Source organism: Actinomycetospora atypica (assembly GCF_042653685.1).
Classification (GTDB): Bacteria; Actinomycetota; Actinomycetes; order Mycobacteriales; family Pseudonocardiaceae; genus Actinomycetospora; species Actinomycetospora atypica.
On sequence record NZ_JBHSIV010000027.1, the window covers coordinates 1 to 12,573 of the forward strand.

The 12,573-nt window shown below is 74.3% G+C and carries 14 protein-coding genes and 1 pseudogene; 9 read left to right on the top strand and 6 right to left on the bottom strand.

The features are described 5' to 3' along the window. A partial coding sequence (locus ACFPBZ_RS21395) for a glycosyltransferase family 2 protein (RefSeq protein ID WP_378038137.1) occupies window positions 1-928 on the bottom strand: 928 nt, incomplete at its 3' end. 26 nt (window positions 929-954) lie between these two features. Beyond that, window positions 955-1,812 carry a glycosyltransferase family 2 protein gene (locus ACFPBZ_RS21400; protein WP_378038138.1) on the bottom strand — a complete coding sequence of 286 codons (858 nt, stop codon included), beginning with the start codon at window positions 1,810-1,812 and terminating at the stop codon, window positions 955-957. A gap of 400 nt (window positions 1,813-2,212) precedes the next feature. On the opposite strand from ACFPBZ_RS21400, the gene ACFPBZ_RS21405 reads away from it, so the two are divergent. The 4 genes from ACFPBZ_RS21405 (at window position 2,213) to ACFPBZ_RS21420 (ending at window position 5,317) form a co-directional block, all read left to right on the top strand. Then, window positions 2,213-2,920 (top strand): 50S ribosomal protein L25/general stress protein Ctc, encoded by a 708-nt coding sequence (locus ACFPBZ_RS21405; protein WP_378038139.1) that lies wholly within the window; start codon window positions 2,213-2,215, stop codon window positions 2,918-2,920. 1 nt (window position 2,921) lies between these two features. After that, window positions 2,922-3,512 (top strand): aminoacyl-tRNA hydrolase, encoded by a 591-nt coding sequence (gene pth, locus ACFPBZ_RS21410; protein ID WP_378038140.1) that lies wholly within the window; start codon window positions 2,922-2,924, stop codon window positions 3,510-3,512. Window positions 3,513-3,540: 28 nt separating this feature from the next. Further along, window positions 3,541-4,389 carry an alpha/beta hydrolase family protein gene (locus ACFPBZ_RS21415; RefSeq protein WP_378038141.1) on the top strand — a complete coding sequence of 283 codons (849 nt, stop codon included), beginning with the start codon at window positions 3,541-3,543 and terminating at the stop codon, window positions 4,387-4,389. Window positions 4,390-4,459: 70 nt separating this feature from the next. Continuing rightward, window positions 4,460-5,317, top strand: coding sequence for a PhzF family phenazine biosynthesis protein (locus ACFPBZ_RS21420; RefSeq protein ID WP_378038142.1), 858 nt, complete (start codon window positions 4,460-4,462; stop codon window positions 5,315-5,317). 28 nt (window positions 5,318-5,345) lie between these two features. Here ACFPBZ_RS21420 and ACFPBZ_RS21425 read toward each other — a convergent pair whose 3' ends face one another. Beyond that, window positions 5,346-5,768: a tautomerase family protein gene (locus ACFPBZ_RS21425; RefSeq protein WP_378038143.1), complete on the bottom strand. Its 423-nt coding sequence runs from the start codon at window positions 5,766-5,768 to the stop codon at window positions 5,346-5,348. Between the two features lie 33 nt (window positions 5,769-5,801). Next, window positions 5,802-6,503, bottom strand: coding sequence for an SDR family oxidoreductase (locus ACFPBZ_RS21430; RefSeq protein WP_378038144.1), 702 nt, complete (start codon window positions 6,501-6,503; stop codon window positions 5,802-5,804). A gap of 99 nt (window positions 6,504-6,602) precedes the next feature. On the opposite strand from ACFPBZ_RS21430, the gene ACFPBZ_RS21435 reads away from it, so the two are divergent. Next, a complete protein-coding gene (locus ACFPBZ_RS21435) occupies window positions 6,603-7,211 on the top strand; it encodes a TetR/AcrR family transcriptional regulator (RefSeq protein WP_378038145.1) in 609 nt (202 codons plus the stop codon). A gap of 27 nt (window positions 7,212-7,238) precedes the next feature. On the opposite strand, the gene ACFPBZ_RS21440 is transcribed toward ACFPBZ_RS21435, so the two are convergent. Continuing rightward, window positions 7,239-7,814 carry a TetR/AcrR family transcriptional regulator gene (locus ACFPBZ_RS21440; RefSeq protein ID WP_378038146.1) on the bottom strand — a complete coding sequence of 192 codons (576 nt, stop codon included), beginning with the start codon at window positions 7,812-7,814 and terminating at the stop codon, window positions 7,239-7,241. A 153-nt stretch (window positions 7,815-7,967) separates the two neighbouring features. Between ACFPBZ_RS21440 and ACFPBZ_RS21445 the strand changes: the two genes are divergently transcribed. Both ACFPBZ_RS21445 and ACFPBZ_RS21450 read left to right on the top strand, forming a co-directional pair. Then, complete coding sequence (locus tag ACFPBZ_RS21445) at window positions 7,968-9,008, top strand: LLM class flavin-dependent oxidoreductase (protein ID WP_378038147.1); 1,041 nt, start codon at window positions 7,968-7,970, stop codon at window positions 9,006-9,008. A gap of 36 nt (window positions 9,009-9,044) precedes the next feature. Next, window positions 9,045-9,884: an LLM class F420-dependent oxidoreductase gene (locus tag ACFPBZ_RS21450; protein ID WP_378038148.1), complete on the top strand. Its 840-nt coding sequence runs from the start codon at window positions 9,045-9,047 to the stop codon at window positions 9,882-9,884. Window positions 9,885-10,027: 143 nt separating this feature from the next. Here ACFPBZ_RS21450 and ACFPBZ_RS21455 read toward each other — a convergent pair whose 3' ends face one another. Then, the gene (locus ACFPBZ_RS21455; protein WP_378038149.1) at window positions 10,028-10,642 is read right to left on the bottom strand and encodes a dihydrofolate reductase family protein; all 615 of its coding nucleotides are present in this window, start codon (window positions 10,640-10,642) and stop codon (window positions 10,028-10,030) included. Between the two features lie 180 nt (window positions 10,643-10,822). Here ACFPBZ_RS21455 and ACFPBZ_RS21460 point away from each other — a divergent pair, with 180 nt between their 5' ends. Both ACFPBZ_RS21460 and ACFPBZ_RS21465 read left to right on the top strand, forming a co-directional pair. After that, complete coding sequence (locus ACFPBZ_RS21460) at window positions 10,823-11,203, top strand: YciI family protein (RefSeq protein WP_378038150.1); 381 nt, start codon at window positions 10,823-10,825, stop codon at window positions 11,201-11,203. Beyond that, window positions 11,200-12,497: pseudogene (locus tag ACFPBZ_RS21465) on the top strand (RNA polymerase sigma factor). Before ACFPBZ_RS21460 ends, ACFPBZ_RS21465 begins: the two are co-directional and overlap by 4 nt. Window positions 12,498-12,573 lie beyond the last annotated feature (76 nt).

Genomic DNA, 12,573 nt, shown 5'->3' on the forward strand with positions numbered 1-12,573 from the left:
CGACGAGGCCGCGACGGGCGCCGGCCCCGTCGCCCGCGCCGAGGGCCCGGCCGGTGGCGCGCAGCTCGCGGGCCACGGCCGCGGGCAGCACGTGGCGGGTGTAGGCCCGTTCCGCGGAGAGACCGTCGGCGGCGCCGTGCCGCCGCGCGACGACGGCCTTCGAGACGCCCTCGGCGTGCGAGCGGCGGAGCAGGTAGGGCCAGCCGTGCCGGTCGGCGGAGACGTGGTGGTCGACGACGGCGCCCTCGTCGAACAGGATCCGGGCGCCGGGCACGAGCCGGCGCATGCGCAGGCAGAGCTCGGTCTCCTCGCAGCCCAGCGGGACGGTGCCGACGCGGCCCATGTCCTCGCCGAACCCGCCGGTGGCGATCAGCGCGTCGCGCCGGAAGGCCATCGAGCAGCCCATCACGTTGCGGACCTCGACCGGGGCCCCCGCACCAGAGGTCCCGGTCTGTCCGGTGAAGCTGCACCCGACGACCCACCACAGCTCGGCGGGCAGCACCGCCGGGGCGGTCGTCGTGCCGTCCCACCGCGGGGCCGCCGCGCCACCGACGGCGACCACGTCGTCGTCGTCGAACCCGGCGAGCAGCCGCGCCAGCCAGTCGGGGCGGGCCGCGGCGTCGTCGTCGAGGAAGGCGACGACCTCCGGCAGCCCGCCCTGCTCGGCGAGCACGTCGAGGGCGGTGTTGCGGGCGCCCGAGAGGCCCCGGCGCCGCTGGTTCTCCACGACCTCGACCGACGGGTCGAAGAAGCCGCGGGCCCGGACGGCGAGTCCGCGGTGGTGGTCGATCACGAGGACCACGCGCTCGGGGCGGTGGGTCTGCGCGGTGATCGAGTCGATCGCCGCGCGCAGGTCGTCCCAGCGCCGCTCGGTGTAGGCGCAGACGACGACGGCGCTGGTGGGGAGGGCGGCACGGTCGTGGGTCATGGCGGGGTCCCTTCCGGGGATCGTGCTCAGGCCGCGAGGCGGGTGCCGGCGGTGGGGACCGCGACGTCGGCGGCGGTCAGGGAGGTGACGACCCGGCCGTCGGTGGACGGCGCGGCGGCGCGCATGGCGTCGGCGCGGCGGCGGGCGGCGCGGCGGCGGCCGGGGACGCACTCGCGCCCGAGGGTGCGCAGGACCCGCACGCCGTCGGCGAAGGTGCGCAGGTTGGTCTCGCCGTGGATGCGTTCGCGCTCGGTGCTCGCCACCTCGGCGATCCGCAGGCCGGCCAGCGAGAACCGGCAGGTCAGGAGCGTCTCGATCTCGAAGCCGTCGCCCCAGAGCATGGAGCCGGCGGGGACGTCGAGGTCGAGGGCGGGGAGGTCGAGCACGACGACGGTGTCGCGCCAGAAGGCGTTGTAGCCGTAGCAGAGGTCGCTGTAGCGGGTCCGCAGCGCGGCGTTGGCGAGGCCGTTCAGCCCGGCGTTGCCGAGGCGGCGGAGCAGCGTGATGTCCTCGCTGCCCGCGTCGTCGGAGTGCGCGAAGCGGGTGCCCTTGGCGACGTCGGCGCCGGCGACCAGGGCCTCGACGAAGGCCGGGATCTCGGCGGCGTCGGCCGAGCCGTCGGCGTCGAACATGACGATGACGTCGCCGGTGGCGGCCGCGAAGCCGTGCGCCAGCGCGTTGCCCTTGCCGCGGCGACCCTGGGAGACGATCACGGCGTCGGGGCGCAGGCGGCGGGTGACCGCCACGGTGTCGTCGACCGAGTGCCCGTCGACGAGGACGATCTCGGCGTCCGGGGGGAGCTGCGGCAGGACGATCTCGAGGTTCCGGGCCTCGTTGCGTGCGGGGACGATGACGGAGAGTGTCGGGGTCGAGCTCCGGGACACGGTGACTCCTCGTGATGACCAAGGGCGGGTTCGGGGGACTTCGGTCGCTCTCGGCTGCCGTTTCGGGGTGACAGGCCGTTGCGTGGAGCAAACGTTAGCCCATCCGGCGTAACCGTCAAGCCTTCAACCGCAGAGAGTGACCTAGGCAGCAGAAGAAATGTGCGCAACCGGTTGCCGTCAACCGATCGGCCGATCGCACGGTGAGTAATCGGGCACGCGTCGTGGTCGCGGACCCCGCAGAGGGGTCCGGCGGCGGGTCGCTAGACTCGTGGTGACCCACTTCGGCGAGGGCGGCCCGCACGCGGCCGCCGTGATCGACGCGGTGCGCATCCGGGGTTCTCCACCGCGTGATGTGCGGCCGTCCCGCCGAGCCCGCACACCGCAGGAGCGAGAAACCGCCATGGCCGACGTCAAGATCGCCGCAGAGCCCCGTACCGAGTTCGGGAAGGGCGCGGCACGGCGTACCCGTCGGGCCGGCCGTGTCCCCGCCGTCCTCTACGGGCACGGCACCGACCCGGTCCACCTGTCCTTCGACACCGTCGAGTTCGCCGCCGTGATGCGCCTGAACGGCCGCAACGCCGTGCTCACCGTCAGCGGCGTCGGGTCGCCCCAGCTCGCCCTGACCAAGAGCGTGGTGCGCGACCCGATCAAGGGCTTCATCGAGCACGTCGACCTCGTCGTGGTCCGCCGCGGCGAGAAGGTCACCGTCGACGTGCGCGTGGTGACCCTGGGCGAGGCCGCCCCGGGCTCGCTGGTCTTCCAGAACGAGGACACCCTCTCCATCGAGGCCGACGCGCTGAACATCCCCGAGGAGATCTCGGTGGTCATCGACGGGGCCGCGATCGGCACTCAGATCACCGCCGGCGAGATCCGCCTCCCCGACGGCTCGACGCTGCTGACCGACCCGGAGGCCCTGGTCGTCAACGTGACCGAGGCGCCGACCGAGGACGCGATGGAGGAGGAGATCGACGCCGAGGGTGCGGGTGTCGAGGAGGACGCCCCCGAGTCCGAGGACGGCGAGGGCACCCAGCGCGGCGAGGGCTCCGACGGCGGGGCCCCCGAGGACCCGGCCGCCGCCGAGGGCGAGACCCCCGGCAAGGACGACTGACGTGTCGGCTCCCGGGTCGCCCGGCCCCGTGCTCGTCGCCGGTCTGGGCAACCCGGGGGCCGAGTACGACGGGACCCGCCACAACGTGGGGTTCGCGGTCGCCGACGTGCTCGCCGCGCGCGTCGGCGCCCGCTTCTCGGCGCACCGCAAGTCGGGCGCCGACGTCGCCGAGGGCCGCCTCGTCGGCCGGAAGGCGATCCTCGCGAAGCCGCGCGGCTACATGAACCTCTCCGGCGGTCCGGTCACCAACGCGCTGCGCTTCTTCTCCGTGCCGGCCGAGGACCTCGTCGTCGTGCACGACGACCTCGACCTCGACTTCGGGCTGATCCGCCTCAAGCGCGGCGGCGGCGAAGGCGGGCACAACGGGCTGCGCTCGATCTCGAAGTCGCTCGGCACGAAGGACTACCTGCGGGTGCGGTTCGGGATCGGGCGCCCGCCCGGGCGCCAGGACCCCGCCGACTACGTGCTCAAGCGGTGGTCCTCGACCGAGCGCAAGGAGCTCGACGTCTCCCTGGAGCTCGCCGCGGACGCGGTCGAGGCCCTGCTCACCGAGGGTCTCGAGCCGGCCCAGAACCGGTTCCACCCCCGCTAGCCGGCCCGGGAGTGGCTACGGTCCGCGGGTGGCGATCGGACTCTCGACGCTCCCCGGGGTGCTGCTGACCTACCCGGCGCTCGGCGAGGCGGTCCCGTGCCCCTACGGCCGGTTCGAGATCGAGGCCGTCCTCGACGCCGCCGTCGTCGGGCAGCCGCCCCTGGTGCTCCTCTCCCACGGCACCGGGACGGCCCCCGACGTCTACCGGGGCCTCGCCGCCGATCTCGCGCACGCCGGACTCGCCGTCGCCGCGCTCTCCCACGCCGGGAACCGCCTCGGGGACGACACGCTCGCCGGCACGGCCGAGGTGCTCACGCGGCGGACCCGGCAGGCCGTCGAGGCCGCCGACCTCGCCCTCGAGGCCCTGGGGCGGGACGGCTCCGACCGGCACCGCGTCGGCGTCGTCGGGCACTCGCTTGGCGCGGCGACCGCGCTGGCCCTCGCCGGGGCCCGGCCCTCGACCATGCCGTGGGAGACCGCCGACGCGACCGAGCGGCCGATCGAGGTCAGCCGGGACGCGCGCGTCGCCGCCCTCGTCCTGCTCATGCCCGCCACGCCCTGGTTCGGCCGACCCGGAGCGCTGGCCGACGTCGACGCCGCGACCCTGATGCTGACCGCCGAGCACGACGACCACACGCCGGCGTGGCACGGCGAGATCCTCACCGCCGGCATGCCGCACCTGACCCACCACGTCGTCGGGGGCGGACACTTCGCGGCGCTGACCCACTTCGGGCCACGGGCGGTCGCCGCCGGCCTCCCGCCCGCCCTCGACCCCCCGGGCTTCGACCGGGCCGCGGCACAACGCCGCTGGCATCCCCGGGTCGCCGACTGGTTGACCACGCACCTCCGGGACGCCGCGGTGCCGGCCCAGGGGTGACTGCTGGGGCGGGGCCGTCGACCCACGATCTGCCACCCGCTCGCGGGTGGCTCTGGCGCACGGAGGCGGGATGCGGCGGGATCGGATCATGCACCGCTTCTCCCAGGTCGACGTCTTCGCCGAGCGGCTCACCGAGGGGAACCCGGTGGCCGTGGTCCACGACGCCGACGACCTCAGCGACTCCCACATGGCCGCCTTCGCCGCCTGGACGAACCTGAGCGAGACGACCTTCCTGCTGAGCCCGACGACGCCGGACGCGGACTACCGCCTGCGCATCTTCACGCCCGACCGCGAACTGCCGTTCGCCGGACACCCCACGCTCGGCTCGGCGCGGGCCTGGCTCGACGCCGGCGGGACCGCCCGCGACCCGGCGCAGCCGGTGCAGGAGTGCGGCGCGGGGATGGTCCGCGTGCGGCGCGATCCCGACGATGCGGGCCGGCTCGCGTTCGCCGCTCCCCCGCTGCTGCGCTCCGGCCCCGTGGACGACGCGGACCTCACCGCCCTGCGCCGGGGCCTCGGCCTGCGGGCGGCGGACGTCGTCGACGCCGCCTGGGTCGACAACGGGCCGCACTGGGTCGCGCTCCTGCTCCGCGACGCCGCGGCCGTGCTCGCCGTCGAGCCCGACCTGGCCGCCCTGACCGGCTACGACGTCGGCGTGGTGGGCCTGCACCCCGCCGGCTCGGACGCCCTCGTCGAGGTGCGCGCCTTCGTGCCGGGCGGCGGCATCGGCGAGGACCCCGTGACCGGCAGCCTCAACGCCGGACTCGGACGCTGGTTGATCGACACCGGCCGCGTCCCGACGGCCTACACCGCCGCCCAGGGCACCCGCCTGGGGCGCCGCGGACGGGTCCGGGTGGAGCAGATCGGCGACGACCTGTGGGTCGGCGGTGCCACCGTCCCCGGCATCCTCGGCTCGGTCCACCTCTGACCCCCGGCGGAGCCCGGTCGTCGTCCCGTCAGTAGGGCACGGTCGCGTTCTCCTCGGCCCAGAGCTTCTCGCCGTCACTGCCGGCGGGCGGCGGCCACATCCCGTTGATCATCCAGAGGTCCCGCGGGGTCTCGTCGACGTGGAACTCGGTGTGCAGGCCGCGGTCCGTGGTGTACGGCGCCACCACGCGGGTGATCGTGTCGCCGATCCGCCGCCGGTCCTCCGGCGCCTCGGTGTGGCGGGCGATGTGCTCGATGACCACCCGGACCGCGGCGTCGGTGGACTCACCGCCGACGAAGAGGTTCTCCGGGTCGACCTCGTGGAACGCGACGACGACGTAGAACGGCGGCAGCCCGATCCGGGTGTAGATCCCGGTGACGTCGTTCGCGAAGTTCCGCTTGTCCTCGGCGGTGTAGAGCCCGGGCGAGTGATGGATCGACCAGAGCGGCATGGTTCCTCCTGGAGTGGGTTCCGTCGGGTGGTCTCAGCGGCCGAGCGGGACGGTCAGGCCCTGCACCGGCCCCGACAGGGCGGCCTTGACCTGCCGCGACACGTCGTCGACGAGGATCTCGTCGTCCCCCTGCTCGATCCCGTCGAGCACCCTCGTCGCCACCTGCGCCGGGGAGAGCTTCTCCCCGGGCATGGCCGCGACCATCTCGGTGTCGGCGAAGCCGAGGTGGACCCCGACGACGTGGGTGCCCTGCCCGGCGAGCTCGAGGCGCAGCGAGTTGGTGATCGACCACAACGCCGCCTTCGAGGCGCCGTAGGCCCCGGCCCCGGCGCCCCAGGACAGCAGTGAGTGGAGGTCGACGAGGGCCCCGCCGCCGTGGGCGGCGAGGACGGGCGCGAAGGCCCGGGCCACCCGCAGGGCGCCGAGGACGTTGGTCTCGAACGTCGCACGCACCTCGTCCATCGAGCCGGTGAGCAGCGGCCCCGGGAACAGGACGCCGGCGTTGTTGAACACCAGCGTCGCGTCGCCGGCGCGTTCGGCGAGGGCGCGCACCGACTCGTCGTCGACCACGTCGAGGGCGACCGCCTCGACCCGCGAGTCCGACGAGGCCTCGGGCCGGCGCGCGGTCGCGTACACCTTCGCCGCGCCCCGCTCGAGGAGCTCCTGGGTGAAGGCGGCGCCCAGTCCCCGCTGCCCTCCGGTGACCACCGCGACTGCTCCGGCGACGTCCGTCATCTGCTTCTCCCGTCCGTGGGCCTCACGATCTTCGATAGAGTATGCACATCATCTATCGTGTCAATACGCTGGCTCCGACCGACCGGACGGGGAGGGACCGTGGCGAGGGCATCACGTGAGCAGAGGGCGGAGAACCACGAGCGGGTCCTCGAGGAGGCCCGGCGACTGATCCGGGAGAAGGGCGCCGACGGCGTCAGCGTGCCCGAGGTGATGGCCGCGGCCGGGCTGACCCACGGCGGGTTCTACAAGCACTTCGCCTCGAAGGAGGCCCTGCTCGCGGAGGCCGGCGCCGGGGCGTTCGGCGCGCGCGCGGCGACGCTCGACGACCTCGTCGCGACCGAACCCGACCCAGCGACGGCCCGGGCCCGGTTCATCGCCGGCTACCTGTCGACCTGGCACCGCGACCACCCCGGCGACGGGTGCGCGGGGGTCGCGCTGGCCGCCGACGTCGCCCGCCGCCGGCCCGACGATCCGCTGCACGACGTCTACGTCGCGGGGGTCACCCGGCTCGCCGACACCCTGCACGCGCTGCACTCCGGGGAGGCCGGGGGCGGGGTCCCGACGACGCCAGGGGACCGCCGGGACCCGGAGGCCCTGGCGGAGCTCGCCACCCTCGTCGGGGCGCAGGTGCTGGCCCGCGCCACGGCGGGGCACCCGATCTCCGAGCAGTTCCTCGACGCCGCCCGGGACCGCCTGCTCGGCGGGTGAGCAACGGCCGGGTCGGCCCGGCGCCGGTCATCCGTCGAGCTCGTAGCCGCGCCGGAGGATGTCGCGCGCGCCGTCGGCCTGCCGGGTGCCCTGCGGGCCGGTCGACCCGAGCCACGCCAGCATGGCGGCGCAGCCGACGAGGTCGTGGGCGGTGACCTCGGGCCGCGCCAGGCCGGCCTCCTGCGACTCGGCGAGGAACCTCGCGGTGGTGGCGGTCATCTCCTCGCACGCGAGGCCCAGCGGAGTCGGCCGACCACCTTCCAACGCCTCGACCAGCGGCCCGGACAGGCCGCGGTAGCTCGCGATGTGGGCCTCCATCTCGCCCAACCAGGCGTCCAGCCGCTCCTCGAGCCCGACCTCGTGCGCGATCCTCTCGCCGGCCGCGCGGAGCTCGTCGTTCTCGGCCCACAGGACCTCGGCCACCAGGCACGCCCGGTCGGGGAAGTGCCGGTACAGCGTGCCCGGGCCTACCCCGGCCTCCCGGGCGATGGCCTCCAGGGAGGTCGTGACGCCGTGGAGCCGGAGGTGCCGGCGCGCCACCTCGACCAGCAGCTCACGGTTGTGCCGCGCATCGGAGCGCATCGGCCGCTCGGTGCCCGCCATGCGACTCCTCCCCCCGCCACGCCGCACCCCGCCGTCCGGGCGACTCTCCGCGCACGGTACCGGAGGTAGCCTCCGTGTACCGTAACTGGAGGCAGCCTCCGCTCGATCTCGTGGAGACCTGCGCCGTCCGTCCCGACCACGAGAGGACCCGCCGTGGCGACGTCCGTCCCGCTCTCCCTGCTGGACCTGGCCCGGGTCCGCCCCTCCGAGACCGCCGCCGAGGGCGTCGCCCGCAGCGTGCGCCTGGCGCGCACCGCCGACGGCCTCGGCTACCACCGGCTCTGGGTCTCCGAGCACCACAACATGCCCGGTCTCGCGTCCTCGGCGACGTCGCTCTACATCCAGCACCTGGCCGCGAACACCACGAACCTGCGTGTCGGGTCCGGCGGGATCATGCTCCCGAACCACTCGCCGCTGGTGATCGCCGAGCAGTTCGGCCTGCTCGAGACGCTCTTCCCGGGGCGGATCGACCTCGGGCTCGGCCGGGCGCCCGGGACCGACGGGCCCACGATGCAGGCCCTCCGCCGCGGGACCACGGCCTCCGAGCACTTCCCCGCCGACATCGTCGAGCTGCACGGCTACCTCACCGGCGAGACCACCGTCGCCGGGGTCCAGGCCTACCCACACCACGCCGGCGGCGTGCCCCTCTACATCCTGGGCTCCTCGCTCTACGGCGCCCAGCTCGCCGCCCACCTCGGCCTGCCCTACGCCTTCGCGTCGCACTTCGCCCCGGAGGCCCTCGTCGAGGCGGCCGCGACCTACCGGGACCGCTTCGACGCCTCGCGGTCCCTCGCCGGCCCCGACGCGACGCCGCACTTCATCGCCGCCGCGAACGTCGTCGCCGCCGACGACGCCGAGACCGCCACCGAGCAGTACCGCCGGACCGAGCTGGAGTGGCTGCGCTCGATCCTCGGCCGCGGCCGTGACCTGTCCGACTCCCAACTCGTCGAGCTCCGCGAGCACCCCGCCGGACGCCAGGTGCTCGGCATGCTCGCCCGCAGCCTCGTGGGCACCGGCCCCGAGGTCGTCGTCGGGCTCGACGCGCTGGCCGAGGAGGTCCGGGCCGACGAGCTCATCCTCGTCAACGCCGCGGTCGACGAGGACCAGCAGCACCGCACCCTCGAGCTGCTCGCCCCGCACGCCGGTACGCAGGGTGCCGACGAAGCCCGCCTCGTGGCGTCCGCCGCGCGCTGACCAGCACGTCGAACCCGACAAGTAGGAGGTAGCGACATGGCCATGGACCTGGGCCGGTACGGCATCTGGCAGGGCGGGTGGCAGCTCGACCCCGAGCTCGCGCGCGGGATCGAGTCCCTGGGCTTCGGCACGATCTGGATCGGCGGCTCCCCCGCCGGGGACCTCGCCCTCGCCGAATCGCTGCTCGACGCCACCGACCACGTCGTGATTGCCACCGGCATCGTCAACATGTGGGCGACCCCCGCCGAGGAGGTCGCCGCGTCCTTCCACCGGCTCGAGGCCAGGCACCCGGGCCGCTTCCTGCTCGGCGTCGGCGTCAGCCACCCCGAGGCCAACAGCGACTACCGCAAGCCCTACGCCACGATCGTCGAGTACCTCGACGGCCTCGACGCCGCCGACGTCCCCGCCGACCGGCGGATCCTCGCCGCACTCGGCCCCAAGGTCCTCGAACTCTCCGCGCAGCGCACCGCCGGCGCCCACCCCTACCTCGTCCCGCCCGAGCACACCCGCCGCGCCCGCGAGATCCTCGGCGACGGCGCCCTGCTCGCCCCGGAGAACAAGGTCGTCCTGAACTCCGACCCGGCCGCCGCGCGCGGGATCGGCCGCCCCGCCGTGCAGAAGCCCTACCTCGGGCTGCGCAACTACGTCAGCAACCTCGAGCGCCTGGGCTGGACCGACGCCGACATCGCCGACGGCGGCAGTGACGCCCTCATCGACTCCCTGGTCGCCCACGGCGAGCCCGACGCGGTCGCCGCCCGGCTCGACGAACACCTCACCGCCGGCGCCGACCACGTCTGCGCCCAGGTCCTCACCCCGAAGGGCGCCGACCTACTCCCCGACGTGCGGCGACTGGCCGGAGCCCTCGGCCTCAGCTGACCGTGGGTCCCGGCGGCCGGGACTCCGGTGATCGACCCGTCTCGAGACCGCCGAGCACGAGCTCGGCGAGCGTCTCGGCGTACTACGCGACGTCGCTGTCGGGATGGGTCTCGGCGTCGCCGAGCATGGTGTCGATCCCGCCCTCAGGTGCCGGCGACCCTGCGGTAGCGGATGTGGGTGGACAGCGGGGAGTGGAGCACCTCGACCGGCTCGAACCCGAAGGTCCCGACACCGTCGAACATCCGCTCACCCCCTCCCAGCAGCACGGGCGCGATGTCCAGGGTGAGCTCGTCGACCACGCCGGCGATCAACGCCTGTCGGGCGGTGGACGCGCCGCCGGCGATGTCGACCCCCTCGTCCCCGGCGGTCTCGCACGCCCGGGCGTAGGCGGCGTCGAAGCCCTCGGTGACGAAGTGGAAGGTCGTGCCGCCCTCCATCTCGATCGGGTCGTGGGCGTGATGGGTCAGCACGAACACCGGCGCGTGGTACGGCGGCTCGGCGCCCCACCAGCCGCGCCAGTCCTCGTCCCACTCGCCGCGGATCGGCCCGAACATGTTCCGACCCATGACGTAGGCGCCGCGGGGCCGCATGAGCCACCGGTTGGCCGCGATCTCGTCGGCCTCCGTCGCCCGGGGATCTCCGACGTGCCACCCGTGCAGCTCGAGGCCGCGCTTCCCGAGCGGGTTGTCGCGGCTCTGGTCCGGACCGGCGACATAGCCGTCGAGCGAGATCGACATGTGGCAGGTGGTGTCCGTCATCAGCACTCCGAGGTCGTGGGGGCGTCACATCAAGGACGAACGACCGAACCGGCCGTCGACATCGATGGGATGTGACGACGACCACACAGGGCCGACGTCGAGGTGGACCGGAGCGGCAGCGTCTGGTCTGCGACGGCCGGGAGTGCCCGGACGTCGTCGGAACACCCGAGGAGGCAGACCGTGAAGTACCTGCTCGTCATCCAGATGAACCCGCAGACCTGGGAGTCGCTGTCCGAGGCCGAGCGCGACGAGATCGCCGGCGGCCAGGAGGCCTTCATGGAGACCATCACCGCCACCGGCGAGATGGTCGGTACCCACGCCCTGGCCGACCCTTCCCAGAGCGCGGTCGTGCGCGGTCGTCCGGGCGCTGCGACCGTCACCGACGGCCCCTTCCTCGAGGCCAAGGAGTACATGGGCGGCTTCTACCTGGTCGACTGCGAGGGAATGGAGCGGGCCTGCGAGCTCGCCGCCATGATCCCCGGGACCGATCGGCTGCCGGTGGAGGTCCGCCCCGTCGTCTTCACCGCCGGCTACGGCCTGGACCTCCTGCCCACTCCGTGAGCGATGTCGGTGGGCCCGCCGCGTCCGAGGACCTGCTGCGCCGCTGCGCGCCGCAGGTCCTCGGTGCGCTCGTCCGCTCCGGCGGCGACTTCGCCTCGTGCGAGGACGCCGTCCAGGAGGCGCTGGTCGCGGCGTTCTCGACCTGGCCGCGCAGCGGCGTCCCCGACGACCCGCACGCCTGGCTGGCGACCGTCGCCCGGCGCAAGCTCATCGATCTCGACCGCGCCGAGAAGGCCCGACATCGCCGCGAGGACCTCGCCGTCGCCCGCGAACCCGACCGCGGGTCGGCGCCACCGGCCGACGAGGTGACGCTGGGGGACCTGCCCCCGGCGTCCGACGCCGCCGACGACACCCTGCAGTTGCTGATGCTGTGTGCGCACCCGGCACTGTCCGAGGCGAGCCGGATCGCGCTGATCCTCCGTGCTGTCGGCGGGCTGCGGACCCCGGAGATCGCGCGGGCGCTCCTGGTCCCCGAGACCACCGTCGCCCAGCGCATCAGTCGGGCCAAGGCCACGATCGCCGCCGCGGGGGCCGGGTTCGATCTCGCCGACGACCGTCACGACGAACGCCTCGCGGCCGCCCTGCACGTGATCTACCTCGTCTTCGACGAGGGCTACACCGCGACGACGGGGCCGCTGCTCACGCGTGTCGACCTGACCCGGCACGCCATCCGGCTCACCCGACGGTTGCACGAGCTCCTGCCCCACGACGGCGAGATCGCCGGGCTCCTCGCGTTGATGCTGCTGACCGACGCCCGTCGCGACACCCGCGTCGACGACACCGGGGTGCTCGTCCCCCTGGCCGAGCAGGACCGCAGCCGCTGGGACCACCGGCTGATCGAGGAGGCGGTCGCGCTGCTCAGCGGCGCGCTGCGCGCCGCTCCCCTGGGTCCGTACCAGCTGCAGGCCGCGATCGCCGCGGTGCACGCGGAGGCGCCGTCGGACGGGAGACCGACTGGCCCCAGATCCTCGTGCTCTACGGCCTGCTCGAACGCCGCACCGACAACCTGGTCGTCACCCTGAACCGAGCGGTGGCCGTCGGCATGGCACGCGGCGCCGACGCCGGCCTCCGCGTGCTCGACACCGTGGCCGGCGACCCCCGCCTGCGCCGCAGCCACCGTCCCGACGCGGTCCGCGCCCACCTCCTCGAGCGACTCGGCGACCTGCCCGGAGCACGCGAGCACTACCGCCGGGCCGCCCGCGCCGCCACGAACCAGGCCGAGAAGCGCTACCTGGAGAAGCGGGCGCACGCGACCACCCGGGACCACGGGGGCGGACCGGGACCGGCGGCCTGACCGGCGGCGAGCCGGCCACGCGGATCGAGGCGATACCGCAATGATCCGCGGCATCGCTCCAACCGGTCGAAGGCTG

Coding starts and splice junctions, on each gene's coding strand:
- ACFPBZ_RS21430 (WP_378038144.1), bottom strand. CDS start 6,503: ATGACGGACGTCGCCGGAGCAGTCGCGGTGGTCACCGGAGGGCAGCGG.
- ACFPBZ_RS21405 (WP_378038139.1), top strand. CDS start 2,213: ATGGCCGACGTCAAGATCGCCGCAGAGCCCCGTACCGAGTTCGGGAAG.
- ACFPBZ_RS21440 (WP_378038146.1), bottom strand. CDS start 7,814: ATGGCGGGCACCGAGCGGCCGATGCGCTCCGATGCGCGGCACAACCGT.
- ACFPBZ_RS21450 (WP_378038148.1), top strand. CDS start 9,045: ATGGCCATGGACCTGGGCCGGTACGGCATCTGGCAGGGCGGGTGGCAG.
- ACFPBZ_RS21420 (WP_378038142.1), top strand. CDS start 4,460: ATGCGGCGGGATCGGATCATGCACCGCTTCTCCCAGGTCGACGTCTTC.
- ACFPBZ_RS21425 (WP_378038143.1), bottom strand. CDS start 5,768: ATGCCGCTCTGGTCGATCCATCACTCGCCCGGGCTCTACACCGCCGAG.
- ACFPBZ_RS21455 (WP_378038149.1), bottom strand. CDS start 10,642: ATGACGGACACCACCTGCCACATGTCGATCTCGCTCGACGGCTATGTC.